Origin of the sequence: Microvirga sp. VF16 (genome assembly GCF_016864375.1) — a bacterium.
Lineage (GTDB): Bacteria > Pseudomonadota > Alphaproteobacteria > Rhizobiales > Beijerinckiaceae > Microvirga.
On sequence record NZ_CP069355.1, the window covers coordinates 269,929 to 289,367 of the forward strand.

The 19,439-nt window shown below is 61.4% G+C and carries 23 protein-coding genes and 2 pseudogenes; 8 read left to right on the top strand and 17 right to left on the bottom strand.

The window, feature by feature from the left end:
* Nucleotides 1-1,341: 1,341 nt before the first annotated feature.
* The 3 genes from JO965_RS26720 to JO965_RS26730 all read right to left on the bottom strand — a co-directional run bounded on the left by JO965_RS26720 (nucleotide 1,342) and on the right by JO965_RS26730 (nucleotide 2,877).
* Nucleotides 1,342-1,731 carry a type II toxin-antitoxin system VapC family toxin gene (locus JO965_RS26720; protein WP_203445129.1) on the bottom strand — a complete coding sequence of 130 codons (390 nt, stop codon included), beginning with the start codon at nucleotides 1,729-1,731 and terminating at the stop codon, nucleotides 1,342-1,344.
* Nucleotides 1,731-1,979, bottom strand: coding sequence for a type II toxin-antitoxin system VapB family antitoxin (locus JO965_RS26725; RefSeq protein WP_203445130.1), 249 nt, complete (start codon nucleotides 1,977-1,979; stop codon nucleotides 1,731-1,733). The genes JO965_RS26720 and JO965_RS26725 overlap by 1 nt, the downstream gene beginning before the upstream one ends.
* Nucleotides 1,980-2,514: 535 nt before the next feature.
* The gene (locus JO965_RS26730; RefSeq protein WP_246777009.1) at nucleotides 2,515-2,877 is read right to left on the bottom strand and encodes a DUF2958 domain-containing protein; all 363 of its coding nucleotides are present in this window, start codon (nucleotides 2,875-2,877) and stop codon (nucleotides 2,515-2,517) included.
* 31 nt (nucleotides 2,878-2,908) lie between these two features.
* Here JO965_RS26730 and JO965_RS26735 point away from each other — a divergent pair.
* Nucleotides 2,909-3,124, top strand: a pseudogene (locus JO965_RS26735) (tyrosine-type recombinase/integrase); the annotation flags it as partial.
* A gap of 39 nt (nucleotides 3,125-3,163) precedes the next feature.
* On the opposite strand, the gene JO965_RS26740 reads toward JO965_RS26735, so the two are convergent.
* The gene (locus tag JO965_RS26740; RefSeq protein ID WP_203445131.1) at nucleotides 3,164-3,808 is read right to left on the bottom strand and encodes an ArdC family protein; all 645 of its coding nucleotides are present in this window, start codon (nucleotides 3,806-3,808) and stop codon (nucleotides 3,164-3,166) included.
* Between the two features lie 458 nt (nucleotides 3,809-4,266).
* Here JO965_RS26740 and JO965_RS26745 point away from each other — a divergent pair, with 458 nt between their 5' ends.
* The 5 genes and pseudogenes from JO965_RS26745 (at nucleotide 4,267) to JO965_RS26760 (ending at nucleotide 7,487) form a co-directional block, all read left to right on the top strand.
* Nucleotides 4,267-4,689: a LexA family transcriptional regulator gene (locus tag JO965_RS26745; protein WP_246777010.1), complete on the top strand. Its 423-nt coding sequence runs from the start codon at nucleotides 4,267-4,269 to the stop codon at nucleotides 4,687-4,689.
* 111 nt (nucleotides 4,690-4,800) lie between these two features.
* The gene (locus tag JO965_RS26750; RefSeq protein WP_203445132.1) at nucleotides 4,801-4,998 is read left to right on the top strand and encodes a hypothetical protein; all 198 of its coding nucleotides are present in this window, start codon (nucleotides 4,801-4,803) and stop codon (nucleotides 4,996-4,998) included.
* Nucleotides 4,991-5,275 (top strand): recombinase family protein, encoded by a 285-nt coding sequence (locus JO965_RS48115; protein ID WP_246777011.1) that lies wholly within the window; start codon nucleotides 4,991-4,993, stop codon nucleotides 5,273-5,275. The genes JO965_RS26750 and JO965_RS48115 overlap by 8 nt, the downstream gene beginning before the upstream one ends.
* Nucleotides 5,182-6,399 carry a recombinase family protein gene (locus JO965_RS26755; protein WP_246777012.1) on the top strand — a complete coding sequence of 406 codons (1,218 nt, stop codon included), beginning with the start codon at nucleotides 5,182-5,184 and terminating at the stop codon, nucleotides 6,397-6,399. Before JO965_RS48115 ends, JO965_RS26755 begins: the two co-directional genes overlap by 94 nt.
* A 294-nt stretch (nucleotides 6,400-6,693) precedes the next feature.
* Nucleotides 6,694-7,487: pseudogene (locus JO965_RS26760) on the top strand (DUF4113 domain-containing protein).
* On the opposite strand, the gene JO965_RS26765 reads toward JO965_RS26760, so the two are convergent.
* The 3 genes from JO965_RS26765 to JO965_RS26775 form a co-directional block, all read right to left on the bottom strand.
* Nucleotides 7,474-7,737 carry a hypothetical protein gene (locus JO965_RS26765; protein WP_203445133.1) on the bottom strand — a complete coding sequence of 88 codons (264 nt, stop codon included), beginning with the start codon at nucleotides 7,735-7,737 and terminating at the stop codon, nucleotides 7,474-7,476. The pseudogene JO965_RS26760 and the gene JO965_RS26765 overlap by 14 nt on opposite strands.
* Nucleotides 7,738-7,891: 154 nt before the next feature.
* A complete protein-coding gene (locus tag JO965_RS26770; protein ID WP_203445134.1) occupies nucleotides 7,892-8,266 on the bottom strand; it encodes a helix-turn-helix domain-containing protein in 375 nt (124 codons plus the stop codon).
* Nucleotides 8,267-8,275: 9 nt separating this feature from the next.
* A complete protein-coding gene (locus tag JO965_RS26775; protein WP_203445135.1) occupies nucleotides 8,276-8,527 on the bottom strand; it encodes a type II toxin-antitoxin system RelE/ParE family toxin in 252 nt (83 codons plus the stop codon).
* Nucleotides 8,528-8,714: 187 nt separating this feature from the next.
* Between JO965_RS26775 and JO965_RS26780 the strand changes: the two genes are divergently transcribed.
* Together JO965_RS26780 and JO965_RS26785 are read left to right on the top strand one after the other, a co-directional pair.
* On the top strand, nucleotides 8,715-9,935 hold the full coding sequence (locus JO965_RS26780) for an IS4 family transposase (protein ID WP_203445136.1): 1,221 nt from the start codon (nucleotides 8,715-8,717) through the stop codon (nucleotides 9,933-9,935).
* Nucleotides 9,928-10,287 carry a hypothetical protein gene (locus JO965_RS26785; RefSeq protein ID WP_203445137.1) on the top strand — a complete coding sequence of 120 codons (360 nt, stop codon included), beginning with the start codon at nucleotides 9,928-9,930 and terminating at the stop codon, nucleotides 10,285-10,287. The genes JO965_RS26780 and JO965_RS26785 overlap by 8 nt, the downstream gene beginning before the upstream one ends.
* A 77-nt stretch (nucleotides 10,288-10,364) precedes the next feature.
* On the opposite strand, the gene JO965_RS26790 is transcribed toward JO965_RS26785, so the two are convergent.
* From JO965_RS26790 to JO965_RS26835, 10 genes are all read right to left on the bottom strand, one after another.
* Nucleotides 10,365-11,702, bottom strand: a complete 1,338-nt coding sequence (locus JO965_RS26790) for a hypothetical protein (RefSeq protein ID WP_203445138.1) — start codon at nucleotides 11,700-11,702, stop codon at nucleotides 10,365-10,367.
* The gene (locus JO965_RS26795) at nucleotides 11,597-12,334 is read right to left on the bottom strand and encodes a ParB/RepB/Spo0J family partition protein (protein ID WP_203445139.1); all 738 of its coding nucleotides are present in this window, start codon (nucleotides 12,332-12,334) and stop codon (nucleotides 11,597-11,599) included. Before JO965_RS26795 ends, JO965_RS26790 begins: the two co-directional genes overlap by 106 nt.
* A gap of 884 nt (nucleotides 12,335-13,218) precedes the next feature.
* Nucleotides 13,219-13,938 (bottom strand): hypothetical protein, encoded by a 720-nt coding sequence (locus tag JO965_RS26800; RefSeq protein WP_246777013.1) that lies wholly within the window; start codon nucleotides 13,936-13,938, stop codon nucleotides 13,219-13,221.
* Nucleotides 13,939-14,223: 285 nt separating this feature from the next.
* A complete protein-coding gene (locus JO965_RS26805; protein WP_203445140.1) occupies nucleotides 14,224-14,667 on the bottom strand; it encodes a hypothetical protein in 444 nt (147 codons plus the stop codon).
* 66 nt (nucleotides 14,668-14,733) lie between these two features.
* On the bottom strand, nucleotides 14,734-15,042 hold the full coding sequence (locus JO965_RS26810) for a DUF736 domain-containing protein (protein WP_203445141.1): 309 nt from the start codon (nucleotides 15,040-15,042) through the stop codon (nucleotides 14,734-14,736).
* A 552-nt stretch (nucleotides 15,043-15,594) separates the two neighbouring features.
* Complete coding sequence (locus JO965_RS26815; protein WP_203445142.1) at nucleotides 15,595-15,996, bottom strand: response regulator; 402 nt, start codon at nucleotides 15,994-15,996, stop codon at nucleotides 15,595-15,597.
* Between the two features lie 509 nt (nucleotides 15,997-16,505).
* Nucleotides 16,506-16,757, bottom strand: coding sequence for a WGR domain-containing protein (locus JO965_RS26820; RefSeq protein WP_203445143.1), 252 nt, complete (start codon nucleotides 16,755-16,757; stop codon nucleotides 16,506-16,508).
* A gap of 172 nt (nucleotides 16,758-16,929) precedes the next feature.
* Entirely contained in the window at nucleotides 16,930-17,181 is a 252-nt protein-coding gene (locus tag JO965_RS26825) for a hypothetical protein (protein ID WP_203445144.1), read from the bottom strand.
* A gap of 118 nt (nucleotides 17,182-17,299) precedes the next feature.
* Nucleotides 17,300-18,454, bottom strand: a complete 1,155-nt coding sequence (gene repC / locus JO965_RS26830) for a plasmid replication protein RepC (protein ID WP_203445145.1) — start codon at nucleotides 18,452-18,454, stop codon at nucleotides 17,300-17,302.
* Nucleotides 18,455-18,628: 174 nt separating this feature from the next.
* Nucleotides 18,629-18,841 (bottom strand): hypothetical protein, encoded by a 213-nt coding sequence (locus tag JO965_RS26835; RefSeq protein WP_203445583.1) that lies wholly within the window; start codon nucleotides 18,839-18,841, stop codon nucleotides 18,629-18,631.
* Nucleotides 18,842-19,439 lie beyond the last annotated feature (598 nt).

Genomic DNA, 19,439 nt, shown 5'->3' on the forward strand with positions numbered 1-19,439 from the left:
CAATGATACGTTTCGGCATTATAAACCAAACACAGCAATCCTGGAGACAGGATCGCTTTCTCGGATCTTGGTCCGACGCATTTCGTGCTCAACCGCCTGAAGAGACGCACCGGCGGTGCGATGGAGCGGCAATAGCCGAAGGTGAGGCAAATCTGCCTTACGCCAGACCATCGCCGCAAGCAGATGCCAGCAATGGTCCTTATCTTGGAACGCCCTAGCCATGTCCGACATGGTAGTGATGCTCGCCACCGCCGACCACGAGGTCAGAGCCTCGCGCAAAGCCATAGTTCCCAAGGAAAAGCGGTCTTTGGTTTATAATGCCGATACGTTTAGCTAGAACGGAGCAGAAACCTTCTCAAGGTGGGCTTGCGGACTGATCCTGACTGCGAAGCCAGATGATACTCGCGTTGATCTGGTACCTATTTGAAACTGTTGCCTTAACTGCTTTGTCAAACCTGTGTCGGCAGCGCTACCCTCTCACCGACGTAACGTCGTAGAGCAGTAACCTCCTCCATTGGTTGATTAACCTTGGAATGATGGTTCGAACACCTTATTCGGCGCAAATGCAGCCCTCGCTGAGCACTCACCGTTAGGTCAAGAGCCTGTGTTCTTGCTACGCACTTCGTTACCGTGTCATTGGGAACAGATCTTGCGCTGGCCCCAAGAGCGCGTCCGATGGGAGACGCTCGTTCGGCCTGATCTCCTGTTGCAGACTCGGACGCTGGCGCTCCATCGCTCGGTCTCTCCCTACGATGTGCTTGAAGACGCCTTGAGCGTCTACTTGCGAGACGCCTTCCCCAAACGGTAACAGCCGGAAGAGAGACTGCTTCCCCACGTTATCTTCTTGTCAATGGAGCTTACCTTGTCGCGTCCCGCGTGACCCAACCCACGCCTGCACCCAAACGGACAGGCCGCCCGCCTCGGACAGATGAGGCCGAACGCGAGAAATGGGGAGCAAAGATCAGGCCCGATCTGCTCTTGGGCCTGCGCAAGCTCGCGTTGGATCGGGACATGTCCCCTTATGCCGTCCTCGATGATGCGGTTGAGGCTTATTTGCAAAAGGCGGCCTCGTCGCGATAGGACCGCGATCTGTGAATGAGATCTTCCTTACCCGCCACGAGCAAGAGTGAAACATGGCACGGCTCTCCGTGATGCGCCTAGAACCCGACTTGTTCGGGCCGATCGTGCTGGTGTGAGAATGGGAAAGGATCGGCGGCGTATGCCGCGCTTTGCGGGGGCCTTTCGCGACTGCAGAAGCCGCCGACAAAGCCCGCGCCGTTCCACAGTGCGGCAAGATCCGGCGTGTTGACCTTGAGGCCGGTCTAGCTCATGAGTGGTGCGCTAGCCCAAATCGGTATGCGGAAAGTCCTTCCCCTTATACAGCAAGGGGATGTTGTAGTTCTTCGCGCAGGCATAGGCGAACGTATCGCCCATGTTCAACTGAGCCGGATGCGGCTTGCCATACTGAACGCGTGCCCGGATCGCGCGCTTTCCGATCTCCGGCGTGAGGCTGACGTTCCGAACCTTCAACGCAGTCATGAACTCCGTCACAAGCTCCTCGGCAACGTCAATGCTGATGTTCTTCGCCTTGCTGACAGCAAGGACGCTTTCCATCATCGCAATGGGCGAGGTGGTGAGCGGGGTTGTTGCCGCGTCCAGCTTAGCGAGCAGAATTTCCTTGTCCTCTTCGTTCGCGAGAATACCGCACACAGCGGACGCATCCAAAAACATTACTCCTCCCCCCATTCCTCGTCAGAGGCGCGTTTGTGCTCTTCCCACGTCATAATGCTGCTAGTGCCGAGCCGCGCTGCCTTGTCGAGGACAGGGGCAAGCAACTCCCGAACGCTCTTCTTGCTGTTTTCCTTTTCCATGGCCCCATTCAGGGCATCCCTGATCACGTCCATTTTCTTGACCCGGCGCACCCGCGCCAAATGTTCAATCTGGCTGAGCAATTCGGGGTCTTTGATGTTTAGCGCCATTTTGGTACCCTTTTAAGGCCTTCTTGGTACCGTATAAAAGGTACCTTTTCAACATAAAGGTGACGCTCCCGTTGCCTTGGCGGTGGTCAGTCGACCAAAAGGAAAGCGGGAGTGCTGGTTGAGCCACGCAAAGCGCGATCGCTTGTGAAACCAGAACAGGATGACAAGTCTTGGATCAGGGCGCAGCTTGCGCGATATTGAAGCTCGGGGTTGGGGAAGGGTTTTCCCCTCTCTCCCGTTTCCTAGATCCAGAATTGGACCCGGATTGACAGCTGCCAGGCCGTTCGGGTCCTTTTCCATTCTAGGGCCAAGCTAATGGGTAGAAACCACATTGCTTTGTCCTCCGTTTGAGGGCGGAGCCGTCCGCCTCTGTCCAGGTGGCTCATCCTCCTGGATCGCGCCGCTGGCTCGGCGCTGCTGCTTTCGCCCTCAAAACTTGCTGTCTGGTCTACGCCACCTTCCGTTGTAGTTCGGTAAACCGAGTGGCCACAGCTTATGGAAGAATGAGGAATTGGGCGGCGGTGGCCGCCCATCGTCAGACCGCGATCTGCCTCGCAGCTCGCGCCTCGGCCGCCAGTTCGGAGAGCGTCTTGAAGCTGCGGAAATTCAGATCCTTGTAGACCGGCAGTATCGGATGGTTGGTGATCTCTGTCAGGCTCACCGAACCGATTTCGGGTTCACCCATGCCGAGATCGCACAGGCCAAAGGCTGTATTACCGTCCTCCGGATCAATCTCCGTCAGCAGCCAGACACAATCGGCATGCGGCGTCAACAGCGTCACGACCGGAACGGGATCGGCGCGTTCGCGGGTGGCCGGATCGGCGTTCTTGAGCAACTGGCTCCATTCGGTCTCGGTGAACAGCTTCGCGATCAGCGGGGTAGCGGCGGCAATGGTCATAGTGTGCCGCCTATGACTTGATCGATATAGTAGGCATAGCACGGCGATGGAACTGCTCCATCACGGCGTCGACCAATCCGTGATCGCGCTCTGGCTTGGACATGAATCCGTGGAAACGACCCAGATCTACATCCACGCCGACATGCGGTTGAAGGAGAAGGCGCTGTCTCAGGTCGTCAGACCGGAAGCCAATCCAGGGCGGTATCGTCCCAACGACGAACTGCTCGCATTCCTTGAATCGCTTTGATTATGCCGACCGCCGCATGGCCGAACCCCGGCAAGCCAGTCACCGCAATCGTCCATGCGGCATAATCCCGCTCACGGCATAATGGCCGAGTTCATGGAAGAGGGTTGCATAGTAGTGATCGGCGCTTTTGAACGTGACGAAATCCGGCATCATCACAAAGTCGGCGCTCGGACGGTAATAGGCTTGGCCCTCACCATGGCGAACGTCGGCGCGGGTCGCCTTCACAAAGTCCTCGGCAACCTCAATCCGCTGCTCGGGGTTCTGTGCCGGGATCTGGCTGCCAATGAAGGTCTCAGGCAGGTTCTCGATCTGATCGAGGTTGAAGACGGTAAACTCGCGCAGGAAGGGAATGCGGCGGGTCTCAGATTCTCCGCTGTCGGTGGCCTCCTCCTTCTCGAAGGCGTTCACATAAACGATCTTGTGGCCCTTCTCGCCCTTGCGCACGTTGCCGCCGAGTTCCTGCGCCTGTTTGAAGGTCATGAAACGGGGGCTTGTGAAATTGCCTGCGGCTTGCGCGATCCACAACAGGACGACATTGCAGCCGGAATAGGCGCGGCCCGTCGCGGCGTTGTGCGGCATCTGGGACCCGGTGTAGCCGCTCCACGGCTTCACCCAGGGCAGCGCGCCCTTTTCCATCTCTCCAAGAATGCGGTCGGTGACATCGCGATAAAGGTTCCGGTTCATGCTCTCTCTCTCTCTCTCTCTCTCTCTCTCTCTCTCTCTCTCCTGTTTGGGCGCAGCGCCAGCGCCTGCGCCCCTGCCTTCGTGGCGAACAGCGGGGGGAGAGGGGGGCAAGGCCGAAAACCGGAGGGATCACCCACCCGCAGGCCGCATTGCGGCTGGAGGGCCGCGTCAGCGGTCATGCAGGGCTGGCAGGCCCGCAGCCTGCCAGGCCGAATGATGGGGAGACCGGTTTTCGGGGTTGCTGGGGAGAGGGGGCCGCGCGCCCCTCTTCCCTCCCCTCAAGCAAGGTCATGGCAACCGTCGGCGCCGGCAACGGCGGCGGCGGCGGCTTTGTGAAGTCGGGAGGCATCGCCTCCCCCAAAGCGGTTGAGTGCTTGTCCATACTACTCCACAGGACCGATTTGACCAAGCAACGCTCTTGTATGTTCTCTATTTGTTCCTATAGTGATTTGGAGCGGTTGGGTGCTTGCGGACGTCGGGACGGTTCGGATTCCTCCGATGGGAGCCGCGCGCTCTGCGCTGGCTTTCCCTCCCCGGCCGACGACTATCTCGACGGCGGCCTCGATTTCCCGCTCTGGCTGGTACCGAACCCGCCAGCAACCGTCGCCTGGCGGGTGTCAGGCTCGTCGATGATCGAAGCCGGCATCCTCGATGGCGATATAGCCCTTATCGATCGCAGCCTGCGTCCTCGCAATACATCTGTCGTGGCCGTGGTGAACGGCGAACCCTCGCTCAAGCGGGTGAGCCGGATCCAGGGTCGCCTTTTCCTCACCTTCGAGAATCGAGACTTGCCGCCCTACGAGCTGCCGGACCTCGCTGACGTCACCATTTGGGGCGTGATCGCCCGTACAATGGTGCCAACAGCCGGTTTGACTGGTTGATCCTCTTGGACCGCTGTGACCTGCGTCCGGCGAGACGCATGGACGGGAGTTGTGGCAGGCTAACGCCGCGTCAGGCGGCGGGCGTCGGGAGCGCCGCTCAGGGAGGCGCCCATGACCCGGCAGACACGGCGTCCGCTCCTGCAGGTGCAGGAGGCCTTCGAGATCACGCGGTTCAGCCCCGAATGCCTGATCGAGGCCTACCGCCGCCTCGTGCCACCTCAGACAAAAGCTGCCCGGAGAAGCGCCGAGCATCCCCGATCGCAAATTCCCGTCCACACCACCCGAAGTCAGGGAGGTAAGCATGTTTGATCATCGCATCGCTCTCTACGCCCGGGTCTCCACCGAACAACAGGTTCGGGACCACACCATCGCAAGCCAGTTGGCCGCCCTGCACGAGCGGATTGCCGCCGACGAGCAAGCCCTGGCACCGGAGGATGCCTATGTGATGAGGGCTACAGCGGCTCCGTCCTGGTCCGTCCGGGCCTGGAGCGCTTGCGGGATGCGGTCGCCACCGGAGAGATCGAGCGGGTGTATGTTCTCGCTCCGGATCGGCTGGCGCGCCGCTATGCCCATCAGGTGCTCCTGATGGAGGAGTTCCACCGGGCTGGAGCGGAGGTAATCTTCCTCAACCATGCCATCGGGGGCACCGCCGAGGACGATCTGCTGCTGCAGATCCAGGGCGTGATCGCCGAATACGAGCGCTCCAAAATCCTCGAGCGCAGCCGCCGCGGGCGACGCCACGCGGCGCAATCTGGCCTGGTCAGCGCCTTCACCACCAGCCCCTATAGCTACCGCTACGTGCCCAAGGCCCTTGGCGCGGGTGTGGCACGCTTTGACGTGGTTCCGGAGGAGGCCCGTGTGGTCCGATTGATCTTTGCCTGGGTCGGACTGGAGCGGGTCAGCCTGCGGGAGGTCTGCCGCCGGTTGCAGCAGGCCGGTGTCATGACCCGCCGTGGATCAACCCGTTGGTATGCCGCGACGCTTGGCGGGATGCTCACGAACACCGCCTACATTGGACGCGCCATCTACGGGCATGCCCGCTATGTCTCAGGACCACCCAAGCTCCTGCGGCCCCTGCGGGGGCATCCCGATCCATGTCGCCGGCCGAGTGTGCGGGTGAAGGTGCCGCGGGAGGAGTGGATCGAGGTTCCGGTACCAGCCCTGGTGGACGCGGCGGTGTTCGAGGCCGCTCAGATGCAGTTGCAGGAGAACCGCCAGCGCAAGCGGGCGTCGTGGACGGGGCCGCGCTGGCTGCTGCAGGGTCTGACGGTGTGCCGCCGCTGCGGCTATGCCTATTATGGCAAGACAGCCCCGCAGTCGAAGCGGGATCCAGCCAAGGGGGTGTATTGCTACTATCGCTGCAGTGGCACCGATGGATATCGGTTTGACGGTCACGCGGTGTGCGACAATCTCCAGATCCGCGGCGATTATCTGGAGCAGGCCGTCTGGGATCGGGTGCGTGCGCTTCTGCAACATCCCGATCGCGTGGCCGGAGAATATCACCGGCGCCTGGCACAAACCCAGGCTCACGCCAACAGATCTGAGGATGTGCTGCAACTGGAGCGCCAGATCGCGCGTCTTGAGCGCGGCATCGGGCGGTTGATCGACAGCTATGCGGAGGGGGTGATCGAGCCTGACGAGTTCCAGCCGCGCATCACAGGCCTGAAGCGCGCCGAGCCCGGCTCGAAGAGCAGCGTCGGACGGCAGTAGAGGCAGCTGACGCTGAACGTGAATTGACGCTGATGATCGGTCGCCTCGAAGAGTTTGCCGCCCGGGTGAGGGACGGGCTGGACGATCTGGATTGGGCGGGCAAGCAAGCCCTGATCCGAACCTTGGTGCGACGGATCGAGATCGACCGCAACCACGTTGAAGTCGTCTTCCGCGTGCCACCGGCGACTCCTGCAACCTCAAGCTCGTCAGAACTTCCCCCAGACGGCGATTTTCGGCACCATTGTACGAGCGAGAGTCATGCACAGTCTGGTACGGATGGTCCAGCCATGAGTCATGGTGCTCGCCCTGATCGATGGCAACAGCTTCTACTGCTCCTGCGAGCGGGTCTTTGATCCTCGGTTGGAGGGGCGGCCCGTCATTGTGCTGTCGAACAATGATGGCTGCGCCGTGGCCAGGACGCCGGAAGCCAAAGCTCTCGGAATCAGAATGGGTGCTTCCTTCTTCCAAATCCGTGATCTCTGCAAGCGGGAGAAGGTATCGGTCTTCTCCAGCAACTATGCGCTCTATGGCGACATGAGCGCACGCATGAACCAGATCTACCGGCAATTCTCGCCGGATGTCGAAACCTACTCGATCGATGAAAGCTTTCTCGACCTGACAGTCGTGGCGCACGATCTGCGCTCCACCGTCCGCACCTGGACCGGCGTTCCGACCTGTGTTGGTCTTGGTCCGACCAAGACGTTGGCGAAGCTGGCGAACCATATTGCCAAGAAAATCCCTGAACTCGGCGGGGTGTGTGATCTGACCAATGAAGCGGAGCGGGATCATTGGCTGATCCGCGTTCCGTTCGAGGACGTATGGGGGATTACCGCTATGCCAAAGCCGGAGTCATGACGGCAGACCTGGTGCCGGATAGCAGAACGCAACTCGCGCTTTTCGAGGTGCGGGACCATGAACGATCCAAACGGCTCATGACGGCCATGGATGCCTGCAACCGCCGCTATGGGCGAGGGATTGTGAGACCGGGGTCAGTGGGTGTGGCGCGAACCTGGGCGACGAAGTTTGAACGGCGCTCGCCGCGCTACACGACCCGGCTCGACGAACTGCCAACCGTCAGGGCTGGATGATTCCGCCGTCCTCCAGTTTGTCCAACAGGCTATGGGCAGCCTCGTGGACCATCGTGGGCCAGTAGAGCTCGACATCCTGGGCAATCCGCTCGGCGCGTTCCTCCTCGGACAAGCCGGGAAACCATCCCAGGCGCTCGATCCTGCGCCACAGGATGGCCCTCGCCTCTGCCTCGATCTGTTCCGGTCCCAAGCTCGCCATGCCGCCGAAGTTAAGAAAAAGAGGGTGCGTGAGCACCTCGTCTTTCGGCAATGGGGGTCTGCGAAAAGTGGCCGCCGGTCGCGGCGGCGGCTGTGTGGATGTGGGGAGGCCTGCCCTCCCCTGCCGGTCTCAGGTCGCTGGTTCGGTTGTGCGCCATCTACCGGCCGACAATCCACCTTTGCGCCCTAGCTCGACTTCAGGGCGATCACGCAAGGTCGTCGAGCGACACCGACAAGGCTTGCGCGATCTTCTTCATGGTCTCGAAACTGCCGTCGCGATCACCAGTCTCAATTTGACTAATATAAGCCGGGCTGAGACCGGTCTTGGCGGCAAGGTCTTTTGCGCTCATGCCGCGATACTCGCGCCAAACCCGAACCGGGCTCTCGCCGTCGAGAATGCGGTTGGCGAACTCGCTCGGAACAAGCTCGTCTTCGCCGCTGGCGATCCGCCGCTTTGCCTCATCGTAGGCGCGCACGTCGGCAGACTGCTCCGCCGAGGCGACCAGGCTTTCATAATCCGCAAGCGGCATGATCGCCAAACGGTCGCCACTCGGGGTCGTAATAATGTCAGGCTTATTCATGCTCATCTCCTAGCCGTAAATTCCGCCCCTGGGGCCGATTTCCAGGATGGCCAGAACAGTGCCGTCCTCATCAAAGATCACGCGCCAATCCCCGACCCGTAACCGATAGCCCTCGCGCCCTTGTAGCTTCGTCACGTTGGCCGAGAGCGAGGCTGGATCGGAGGCATATTGCTCGATCTTACCTCTGATCGTGGCTGAGACATTTGCTGGAATCCGACGCAGGGTCTTCAGGGCCGATTTGCTGTAAGCAATCTTCTTCATAAGATTATATTAGCATATAGCTAATAGATGTCAACGGTGAAATAGCAAACCGCTAACCCAAACCCCTCGCACCGGGAGAGAGACGGCGCGAGGGCTTCGTGTGAGAGGCGGCCTTAGGCGCAATACCGTTGACTTAGGGGGTGTTCCGGGCGGATGCTCGGGGTGGGGGCGTGCGAAGGAGGCCCCGATGGCCCGCACTGCGGCACGTCTGCCGGACGGCACCCGGATCAGCGACCACGTCACCCTGGGCGTGCTCACCACCACCGTGCCGGCCGCTCTGATCGATGCGGTGCTCGCCGAGACCGGTCGGCAGAGCCAGCGCTACCGCCGGCTGCCGGCGCGTCTGGTGGTCTACTACGTCATGGCCCTCGCCCTCTATGCCCAGGCCTCCTATGCCGAGGTGCTGCGCTGCCTTGTCGAGGGCGTGCGCTGGCTGCGCCTGTCCGGCACGGACCCCGCCTTGGCCGACAAGTCCGCCATCTGCCGGGCCCGCACCCGGCTCGGTCCCGCCCCGCTCAAGGCGCTGTATGCGCGCATTGCCGCGCCGTTTGCCACCCCCGACACGCCCGGCGCCTGGTATGGCGGGCGCCGACTGGTCAGCCTGGACGGCACCACGATCGATCTGCCCGACACGCCCGAACTCGTGGAGCGCTTCGGCCGTCCGCCAGCCTCGCGCGGCCAGAGTGGCTTTCCACAGCTGCGCCTGTTGACCCTCGCCGAGACCGGCACGCATGCGCTGTTTGCGGTGGCGCTCGACCGCTACACCACCAGCGAGGTCGGGCTGGCGCCGCCGCTGCTCGCGCGCTTGCAGCCGGGCATGCTGTGCCTGGCCGACCGCGCCTTCGCAGGCTTTGAGCTGTGGCGCACGGCCGCCGCGTCCGGAGCCGATCTGTTGTGGCGGGTGCGTCGGAACCAGGTGCTGCCCTGCTGCGAGCGTCTGCCGGACGGCTCCTATCTGAGCCGGCTTTACGCCTCGCCCAAGCAGCGGCGGCACGATGAGGGTGGACAGGTCGTGCGCGTCATCGACTATCGCTTGGAGGGCATCGTGGACGCGGAACCGCTCTACCGGCTGGTCACCACGCTGCTCGACCCGGGCGCCGCGCCGGCGCCGGAATTGGCGGCGCTCTACCACAAGCGCTGGGAAAGCGAGAGTACGTTTGCCGAACTGAAGGTGACGTTGCCGGGGGAGCGCCTGATGCTGCGCTCGCGCCGGGCCGATCTTGTGGAGCAGGAGCTCTATGGCCTGCTGCTCGTGCACTTCGCGCTGCGGCGGCTGATGCACGAGGCCAGTCAGCGGGCCGGCTGCGATCCGGATCAGCTCTCCTTCGTGCATGCGGTGCGGATCGTGAGGCGGCATCTGCCGTTCCACGCCGCGTTTCCCCCCTCGGCAACGCCAGCGCATGACTGAGTGCGTGCTGATCGAGTTGATCGCGCTGCCGGCCGAGCAGAGCCGGGGGCGACACAACCCACGCGTGGTCAAGCGCAAGATGAGCGGCTTTCCGACCAAAGCCCGCGCCGCACCGGCCGTCACAGGCCGGATCATCGCGGCCGACCACATTCGGATTGTCGCGCCACCGCCTGACCCCGTGCTCTTGCCCGCAGTCGTGCCTCTTGCGGCCGGGCCCAAAGCCGCCGCGACGCCCTGCTCCGGCACCCAAGCCGGAGACGGTCTGGCGCGCCCACATTCGCTCTTGGCAGACGAGTGGGCTGTCACGACCCGCCTACTGCCAGAGCCAGGGTCTAGCGCTGCGCTCCTTTAACGCTTGGGTCGCCCGCCTGCGCAACATCCGCCGACACTCCAGAACGGCAACTCAGACCTAAGTCAACGGTATTGGCCTTAGGCGGCCTCCTCCATCTGCTGCTCCGGGGCGCTGATGGGCGCGACGTTCTCAGGCGTCCTGAGCACCGTCGGCAGCCAACTGCGGCCGGACACGGCGGCAACGGTGGCCTCAATGGCGTCCGCCTTCCCCAGCTTCGGCAGGCCCTTGGCGACGGCGCTGTAGCTATCGCCGGAAGCCTCGGTGATGGCGTCGGCCATGAAGGCTTTGCTGCGGCGGCGGAAGAAGGCCGCGTCCGGCTGCCAGTGCAGCGTCATGTCGCAGTTGATCGCCCGGGCGATCTGGTCGGCGTTGTCGTGGCGGGTGTGTCGCTTCTCGTGGCGCTGCTGCGTCGCGTTGAGGCTCAAGCCGGTCAGGACGGTCAGGAGGTTCAACAGCGTCTCAGGCGTTGCTGACGCGCACCAGTCCCAGAGGTCGGCGGCTGTCTTGGGCAGGCGCTCTTTCCACTCCGCTTCAAGGGATGCCAGGGCGAGGATGGCCGGGGTTTGCGCCATCTCATCGGAGGCGCGCGGCGGTGCCTCGCGCTTGATTTGAACCGCACTGATCGGTTTCGACGCATCGTAATAGCCGGAATAGAAATGCTGCAGGGCAAGGCTGTAGGTTGTCGCGAGAATGGCCACATCGGGACGCTTGGCGAGTTCCACGGCGAGCGCTGCGGTGCGCTGCACGGTCAGATCCTCGGTCAAGGCCGCCGACAGGGTGCTGGTCTCAACCTCCTTGGTAGCAACCGTTTCACCATCGATCTGTGTTACCTTCCCGGTGTCTTTCGTCCTGGTTTCGGCGGCGCGGTCCTGCGGCGCGATCAAGCCGCGCTCGATCCTGATCTCTCCGACGTGATCCAGGGTGATGACAGCTCCCGATGTCGCCTTCTGTTCATCGGTGTAGGCGTCCTCGCGGTCCTGGATAGCCTCGATGGCGCTGTTGACCCGCTTGTAGCTTTCGACAAGGGCCGCCTGCGCCTCTGTCAGGTCCTCAGCGTCCTCATCGCCGTAAAGGTCCTGCTCCTCCAACTGAGCGGTGAGCGTCTCAAGCTCGGTGTTGAACCGGTCCAGTTCGGCTTGATCCCCGGCCGGCAGTTCAACCTTCTCCGGATACACGCGGCCATAGTGGTGGCTGGTCTGGTAGGAGAAATCCGGAGTAACCGTAATCCATTTCCAGCCCTCGGCGGCAATGGCTTCGCGCTTTCCCTCGAGCTTCTGCTCTGCGAGGGTATAGGCAAGCTCCTTGTCGATCAGATAGACCTGCTCTCTGGTGGCAAACAGGTCGCTCTCGTAGGCTCCTCCGGCAGCCAGATACTCCTCGCGAATAAAGTGCGAGAGCTTGTCGGTTGGGTGCAACCGCTCCTCGGACAGACGCCGCTTGAGATGCTGCGGCTCCCGGTTCCACGCGTGCTGCGCTCCAAACCATGCCCCTCCTGGCGGTCGTGGTCGGACGTGAGGGTCAGTGCCTGAGCTTGTTCCAGGCTCATGGAATCCTGACGCAACTCCTCCAGGATGCGTGGCGAGAGGTCGGCAAGAGCTAGGCGGCGGCGAACGGTCATCCGGGAAATGCCGAACCGGGCTGCAATCTCCTCCGCCGAGAGGCTCTCTTCCTTGTTGAGTTTACCGAAGGCGGCGATCTCTTCGGCGGGGTGCATGGCTGAGCGCTGGAAGTTTTCAGCCAGCGAGATCTCCGTTTCGGTCACGCCCTCGGCAAGCCCCTGCAGAACGGAAACCGGAAAGTCCTTGGTCACCTTCTGCCCGAGGATGGAGCCGCCCTCGCTTTGCAGGTGCTTGAGCGCGCGCAGGCGGCGTCCGCCTGCCAGCACTTCGAACTTGCCCTTTGCAGCCGGTTTGACGTTGAGGCTCTGGATCAGGCCATGCGCGGCAATATCGGCAGCCAGGGCCTCGATCCCGGCGACGGACTTGAAGCGGCGAACGTTGGCCTCGCTCGGGATCAGCTTGGACAGGGCGATGGTTCCGATGGTCATGGTGTCTCTCCTTTGATGTCGGGCGCAAGCGTCTGCGCCTGCGCCCCTGCCACGTGGCGAACAGCGGGGAGAGAGGGGAGCCACCTGAAAATCCGGAGGGATCGCCCACCCGCCAGACGCCCTCTGCGGCAGGCAGGCCGCGGCAGCGGTCATGCAGGGCTGGCAGGCGACACGCCTGCCAGACCGAATGATGGGGAAACCGGATTTTCCGGTTGCTGGGGAGAGAGGGCCGTGCGCCTCTCTCCCCTCAAGCATGGATGGCAAAGTGTCGGCGCCGGCTACGGCGTCAACCTTGTGGATGGGGAGGCTAGGCCTCCCGCAAAACCTGTCCAGGTGCGAGAAGCGGTAGCCGCGCCCCGGAGCGTCAGCGGAGCAGGCCCGAAACCGCCGCGCTGTCATCTTGCGCTGTAGGAGAGCTGAGGGCCTCGTAGGTAGGTTTTAACCAGGCCAGCGGAGCGTTTCAGGAAAGTCTTTTGGCCAAACGACAGGACTCAAGCCCTACGGCTCTGCCAACTGGCATCGCGTCGCGATCCTTCCAAACACTTCACCATGAAAGTTAATCCAGTTCCATGGAGCGTCTTCGGAGCAATTTCGCCTATGAGGTGACCGAGATCACGTGTGTGCTATCGCACAGAGTCACACACGTCCTGATGATTATCTTCCCAGGCTCGGTACAACATCAGATGCGGGCGATCCGGGAAGAAATATGGCCTCCGAGCATGAAACTGAACGCGAGCTCGAAACCATCAGGGCCACGCTGGCGCTTCAAGGGCAGTGGCACAGTCTTATCCTAGTGCTCACGACAATTGTGGCTGTGGCTGTCCTCGGATTCCTTCTGCTGGAAATCTTGGACATGAGGCATCCAGAGCCCTATTAAGGCGGTCTCAAACCGCTCGGTAGCTGCTGCGAGGCTCATAAGGCTCTGTCTGCACGCCCCACCGACCTGGCGACCGCTCAGGAGCCTGCGTCGAGTCCTTTCGACCTGCGAGAACCCACGTCGCGCCGTAGCTGTCGTACGGCTCGGGCCCATTGGCGATCCGTTCGACCGCCGCAAGATGATCCAGCATCTCCTCCGTGCTTGCGATCAGAGCATGATCGGCCGCTTCAGAGTGCCAATCCGCCAGCACGTTAAAAGCCCACAGGAGCGTGGTCGCCACACTGCCGATCATGAGCCATGTCAGAACCGAATAGGTTACCCCCACACAAAACAGGCAGACCGCAGCAAACATTGTCAGGAGAAGAGCAGTTCCCGGCAGGGAATAACGCTCGATGCCTTTCATGAGGTCGACGAAGGGGGACGGCCTCAAGCGGATTGGAACATAGCCCTGCGGTATGGCGCAATGCTGGTCGCTGGTATGGTCGAGCACCCCAACGAGAGCACCGTTGTTGAACCCGGATCGTCGCAAGTAGACGAGCGACACTTCATGACCTGCCTCAATACGGATCCTCGGCTGCACGGTGATGCTGCGCCGTGTTCCGTTTCGTGCCTGGATCAGGATCTCACACGTGCGGCTAGTCCGGCCAAAGGACCGGACGGCACGAACACTTCCGCGCCAAGTGAAGAAGGTGAATTCCTGATCGGCAATGAGTGTTGCAATTTGCACTATACGTCCCGCTTCATCCAGCTGACTTATGGAGCCGGGGTCACTGCTATTAAAGGTTTGTTAAGGGTTTTCCACCGGGAATGGGAAGGCTCGCTCAGGCCAGCGAAGGGGGTCAGGCGCAGTGTGCAGGGATGGCGGGCCCTTCAGCTTGACGGACCAAATGACGAGAGGCCGGATTTTCTGGTTGCGGGGGAGAGGCGTGTCGGCTCGCGGGTCGTGGTCCTTGTCTCCGGTACGAGATGAAAAAAGGACCCCACCGGGAGGGCGGGGCCAAGTTGGGCGACGTCAGTGCGCTGGTGCCGGGATCCGGTCATCAATGCCCCAGGGGGCGGCCTCGTAGCCGTTGAGGTGCTTGTTGAGCGCCTTCGCCATCCGACAGGTGAAGGCATAGGCGAGGCTCGTCTCGTAGGTGTCGGTCTCACAAGACTGGTAGTCGAAGCAATCCAGGGCCTTGGCGGCCACGCCGGCCCGGATGCAAGGACGGTACCGAAACTCGTAGGTCTCCACGAGCTCGGTGTAATCAGAGGCCTCGGCACTGCCGGTCAGACGGTAGCGGTGGACGACGGAGCGGACGTTCTCGGCCAAGAGCATCTTGCCGAAGGCAATCGCCGTCTCGTGGCAGACCCGCTCGAGGGTGCCGTGGTCGGTGCGGGCGGCGAAGAGTTCCAGGTCGATGGCGGCGGAGACGATGGTGTCGATATGGGCGGCAGAGACAACGAAGGCGGACATGAGCGCTCTTTCAGGTACGAGGCTGAAGGGTGTGATGCCCCCGCTCGTGAGGCGGGGGCCTGAGGGTCATTCGCCAGAGCGGCGCGACCAGATGAGGCTGAACTCGTTGCCGTCGCCCTCGACCAGGGAGGCGAAGATCGGAGCAGGAAAGCTCGGATCGTCCATTCTGACCGAGAGATACTCGCGGCCGTCGCGGGAGGTTTTCAGCCAGGCGGCGCCGAATTCGGTCGGGCCAACGAAGATCCGGTAATCGGGAGCCTGATCGTTCGTCTTCGGGCTCTTGGTGATGTGGGTCTTGACCGTGAGGGTGAGGGTCTTGAGGGTACCGGTGTAGGAGCCTTTGTCGGTTTTCCTGAAGGTGCCGATGGTCGCCATAGGGATGTTCCTTTTTCCGTTGGTCGGGCCGCACCGCGCGGCCTCGATGGCGGTCGAAGGATCGTCAGGTGATCACGCCGCAGCCGCAGGCCCGCAACGCATGTGGAGGACGGCGCGGGGAGAGCTTTTTTGTCTCGCGAGGAAGGCCGAAAGGCCGGGGAAAAAGGCGCTCAGGACCGAGAGGTCCGGACCCGCTGTTGCGGGCAAGGGATCGAGGCGCAGCCGCCCTGCGATCAGACCAGCCCGTTGAGAGGCCGCATGCGACGCCCGAAGTCGCGACGGAAAAAGGTTGCATCTCTATCAGGGTGGCTCTTGCCAGCTGACACCGGGAGAAGAAAGGCGGTCGAGACAGGTGCACCATGACTGAAGACGCCGCATGCCAGGATCCTAAGGCACGACATCGGAATATGGCGTGATCAACTCCTCACGCTTCCGCTTCGCCTTGGCCGACACCGGCTGCGCGCTTGGGATGACGGTTTACCCGCCAGGGCAACTGAGCGATGGCTGTCCTTTGCGATCAATTATCTCCAAAGCGTCTGCGCTGTAGGCTTGTCAGGCTGCGTGCATTTCATACTCATCAAGACAGTGTCGGCTCGAGATTTGTCCGATGACCCCGACGAGTTGATGCGGATGATATGGCGTACGCATGCAAGGCGCGCCGCTAACCTTGTGCCGCTCATGAAGCTTGTAGGGCGCTCCACTGGTATAGATCACATGAATGCTCGGATCGGATCGGCGGGCAGTTTGCGCCAGTGCGATTCCGCCAGAATCCTTCTCGGGTTGGACGTCGACGACCAGGACGCTGACCCTCTGATGTACACGGAGGAGATCAAGCGCCTCGTCAGCGGTGCCCGCCACCAGGACATCGTAACCATACCCCTCGAGACCAGCTTGTGTGAGGGTACCGGTGCGGCGATCTGCTGGAATGAGAAGCACGAGCGGTCGTCTGGCCATCGCTAAGTCTCCCAAAGAAAGCATCATTGGGCCGCATGGTTAACAGTCGCTTAATTCCGGCGTGATGCCCTGACGCCATAGGCCCGTATCCTTGTAAAAGTCGCACAGAATCCAGGTCGGAGCGCAAGTGACAGTTTACGCGCTGTCCTCGAAGAGACGGTCCCATTCCGCAATGAATCAACACCCCGCCCCTATCGTGCGACAGGATGGCATGCCAGTCCGCCGGCTCCACTCGCTATGTCCCATCGCATCCCGTGCCGGTCACCACGGCGGCGGCTGTGTCAGGGGGAGACTCGCCCTTTCGAAAAAGTGGTCCAGGCGCGAAAGCAGTAGCCGCGCCCGGCGCGGAGCAGGTCGGAAACCTGCGCGCTCCTCATCAAACGCCGTAAGTGCGCTCTTCGATCCAAGATCAGTCAATTTGTAACCGCGTACAGGAACGTTAGCGCGTCGGGTCTCGCTTCCTCACTGTGTGACGTTTGAGACCGGGAGTTTCCCTGGCCCCCTTTGTCCTACCCGTCCCTGAGCAGATAGCCTCGTCGCCGCTTGCGCTGGAGCCAGGTCTCGAGGGCTTCTATTGCACCTGACTGGTTTTCGTAGAGTTCAACCCTGCGCTGGCCTAGTCGACCAATACGGCCCCACTCACGGATCAGTGTCGCATCACCAAACAGGCTGGGCTCGATTGAAAGGACATAGTAGCGCGCCATGTTGCAGGTGGGATCACACCGGTCGAGCACAAGGTACTGGATCGTGTCTTCGGACATGGCCCCATGGTGCGCAGAGCATGAAGCGAGGTCCAATCAAAGTCCTGAATCCATCGACCATGAACGATTCACATCAGTGATGCACCCGACCATCGAAATGTCAGCGTTAGCAATCTCGAGGCCTTGTTCGCTCGTATAGGGCCGTGCTTCTCCCCTACCCTCATCCACGTCGTTACTCTCTCCCCTGAGGAAGATTTCGCGCAACCTTTTCGAGCGCCATGACACGCACTTCAAGAGCATCGATCGAACTCAGTGTGTAGGCCAAGCTGCCGGCCGCAAGGACTACGGCAACAATGGCGGTGATCAGCGTGCCCGTCTCAATCGCCTTGTGCTGGACTTGGCTCCGATGCAGAGCCTTCCTCAGGTACCGCTCGAAGATCACGTAGAGAACGAGCCCACCCACGACGGTTGAAATCAACACCATACCTTTGCCTCTTCCTTGCCCGTCCCACGCCTCCAGCTTGAGCGAACGGAACATTCCAAACCTGCCGATCAGACACTCAGCCCGCCGACAAGTCAGTTGGAGCGCGCATGATCTCCCCTCATGTCATTCGTCGCCTCCGCATGGCGAGGAGCTCGACAGCGAGGTCGATCTTGCCGGATTTCACCATGCGGGTGAGCGCGCGGAAGTAGCCGCCCGGGTTCTTGATCCGGCTCTCCCCACCGTTCCGAGCCACATCATCCTCGTAGAGCTGCAGCACGTAGATCACTGCAATCGCCGCCCTGACGGTGCCGATGTCCTCCACCGCCTCGGACCAGGCGCTCTCATGCGCCCCCAGCGAAGCCCGCAGGTAGCGGCCGGCCGAGACGATGTCGGCCAGATCCTGCACCGGCTCGCCGTAGTCGCTTAAGGTGGGGCAGGCCTCAAGGATCAATTCCGGTGATAGGTGCTCCGAGGGTTGTTCGGTTGAACGAACCGCCTCAGCTTTCTTTGGAAAGCTCTTGTTACAAGACTCACTGGGAGATCCGTTGTTGTTATTATTGTGACGGACTCCGAGTCCGGCATTGCCCATTTCATAGAAGGTCTCTTCTGCCTCAGTTCTCAACAACTGCCAGGCGTCGAGAAGGTCCGCCGGCAGCGTGACCTGCGATCGGGTCGGCGTGGCGGCCTGCAGGCTCTTCAGGCGGGCTTCCAACTCCGAGCGGTCGAGGTCCGGGAAATGCTCCGCCAGCGCGTTCAGAGCCTCCTCGGTCGCCCGCCGGCAGATCGTAACCTCGTCAAAGGCGCGCTTGCGCACCTCACGCAACTGCTTCTGCTCCAGGAGCATCACCGCCCAATCGCCGCGGCGGGCATAGACCGGGGTCAGATCGAACCCGAAGGCGTCGACCACCTGCCCTGCCAGGTCCTTGACGGCATAGCGCTTGCCGTTGGGCGAGTCCTTTGGCGCGATCAGCTGCAGATCGACCAGCTGGCGCAGGATGCGCCGGATCGCCCGCTCGGTCAGGCCGGTGCGGCTGATCAGGTAGTCGTTGGACGGCCAGACCAGCAGCCGCTCCCACTCCTGCTCGCCCCAGCAGGCGACGAGCTCGGACAGCACCGCCCGCTGGGCCGGTCTGAGGTCGAGGGCCTTGCCGGCCTCCCGGGCTGCCGCAGATAGTTCTTTTCGTGTCACCGTGCGCCCGGTGTCGAGCGCAAGCTTCCTTGCGGCCAGAGCGGCATGTCTCAGCCGCCGGCCTCCAGACGATGCGAGTTGCATCGTACCCTCCATGTTGAGGGCAAAGCGGAAGCGTTCACCGAAACCGATGCTCTTGACAGTCAGTTTGTCGGGATGGCATAAGGAAGGTGCTTAATCTTTCCGAATGCCCACCCCTCGGTGGACTCCAAAGGCCCTCGAAGTTTCCAGCTTCGTGGGCCTTTTGCTTTGCCTGGTTTACGTCACGACATTTCGATCCTTTTGAGCGAACATGGTCTCAAGAGCATGGGTAATGACCTCTTGGCGTGTCTTGAACTGACCGCTCTCGACAGCGTGGTCGATGGCAGCCCCTAAGAGCCCAGGTATCCAGACATTCAATTCCCGATCGCCACGTTCACGACGAGACTTGCGGAAGCGTTGGACCCGCTCGATCCCTTTCACGTCAGGCATGGCACTCCACCCACTGCACCTGTGACGTATCGAGAAATGACCGATTCTGAGTTGGCTGTGGAGTCGCGCGTCAAGAATCCATTCACAATAGATCGATTCAGCAGTGGGAAACTTCTTTGCCAAGAATCATTTAGCTGGAAAGGCCGAATCAATTCGCATGTAAATCCCTGGTTCCGGGCTATTTCAAGTTACGCACTTGATTCGCAGCGACGTAGTATTCGCCCTGAAGTTCGATTCGCGATCCGGGATTATGATTCCAGGATGGGACGCATCTATGGTTAATGACTATTAACTGCGTCGATACAGCCTCTGGATATTTGAAATCGATTCTAGCACCAGAGTGAACAGGCGGAACGCCCCAGCAAGCCGAATGGCGCCTGCTTCTCGACTGGCGTCGATCAGATCCCAAACGGCGTTCGCGCTGATGCGCTGAATACGCGCTCGTCCAACTTGCTCGCCAGCTGAATCCGATAACGCATAGATACATCGAGCGGCCTCAAACCGTGCTGCGGCAAGACGGTGTCACCATTTGAGCACTCTCTAGAAGTTAGCGGTTGGGCGGGAGCACGGTTCCGTCTTTGTTCACTTGTCGCTGATA

Bases quoted from the DNA above. Each gene is read 5' to 3' on its own strand.
- JO965_RS26720 (WP_203445129.1), bottom strand. From the start codon at position 1,731: ATGTTTTTGGATGCGTCCGCTGTGTGCGGTATTCTCGCGAACGAAGAG.
- JO965_RS26725 (WP_203445130.1), bottom strand. From the start codon at position 1,979: ATGGCGCTAAACATCAAAGACCCCGAATTGCTCAGCCAGATTGAACAT.
- JO965_RS26730 (WP_246777009.1), bottom strand. From the start codon at position 2,877: ATGACCATTGCCGCCGCTACCCCGCTGATCGCGAAGCTGTTCACCGAG.
- JO965_RS26740 (WP_203445131.1), bottom strand. From the start codon at position 3,808: ATGAACCGGAACCTTTATCGCGATGTCACCGACCGCATTCTTGGAGAG.
- JO965_RS26750 (WP_203445132.1), top strand. From the start codon at position 4,801: ATGACCCGGCAGACACGGCGTCCGCTCCTGCAGGTGCAGGAGGCCTTC.
- JO965_RS48115 (WP_246777011.1), top strand. From the start codon at position 4,991: ATGTTTGATCATCGCATCGCTCTCTACGCCCGGGTCTCCACCGAACAA.
- JO965_RS26770 (WP_203445134.1), bottom strand. From the start codon at position 8,266: ATGAATAAGCCTGACATTATTACGACCCCGAGTGGCGACCGTTTGGCG.
- JO965_RS26775 (WP_203445135.1), bottom strand. From the start codon at position 8,527: ATGAAGAAGATTGCTTACAGCAAATCGGCCCTGAAGACCCTGCGTCGG.
- JO965_RS26780 (WP_203445136.1), top strand. From the start codon at position 8,715: ATGGCCCGCACTGCGGCACGTCTGCCGGACGGCACCCGGATCAGCGAC.
- JO965_RS26785 (WP_203445137.1), top strand. From the start codon at position 9,928: ATGACTGAGTGCGTGCTGATCGAGTTGATCGCGCTGCCGGCCGAGCAG.
- JO965_RS26795 (WP_203445139.1), bottom strand. From the start codon at position 12,334: ATGACCATCGGAACCATCGCCCTGTCCAAGCTGATCCCGAGCGAGGCC.
- JO965_RS26805 (WP_203445140.1), bottom strand. From the start codon at position 14,667: ATGTCCGCCTTCGTTGTCTCTGCCGCCCATATCGACACCATCGTCTCC.
- JO965_RS26810 (WP_203445141.1), bottom strand. From the start codon at position 15,042: ATGGCGACCATCGGCACCTTCAGGAAAACCGACAAAGGCTCCTACACC.
- JO965_RS26815 (WP_203445142.1), bottom strand. From the start codon at position 15,996: ATGGCCAGACGACCGCTCGTGCTTCTCATTCCAGCAGATCGCCGCACC.
- JO965_RS26820 (WP_203445143.1), bottom strand. From the start codon at position 16,757: ATGTCCGAAGACACGATCCAGTACCTTGTGCTCGACCGGTGTGATCCC.
- JO965_RS26825 (WP_203445144.1), bottom strand. From the start codon at position 17,181: ATGGTGTTGATTTCAACCGTCGTGGGTGGGCTCGTTCTCTACGTGATC.
- repC (WP_203445145.1), bottom strand. From the start codon at position 18,454: ATGCAACTCGCATCGTCTGGAGGCCGGCGGCTGAGACATGCCGCTCTG.
- JO965_RS26835 (WP_203445583.1), bottom strand. From the start codon at position 18,841: ATGCCTGACGTGAAAGGGATCGAGCGGGTCCAACGCTTCCGCAAGTCT.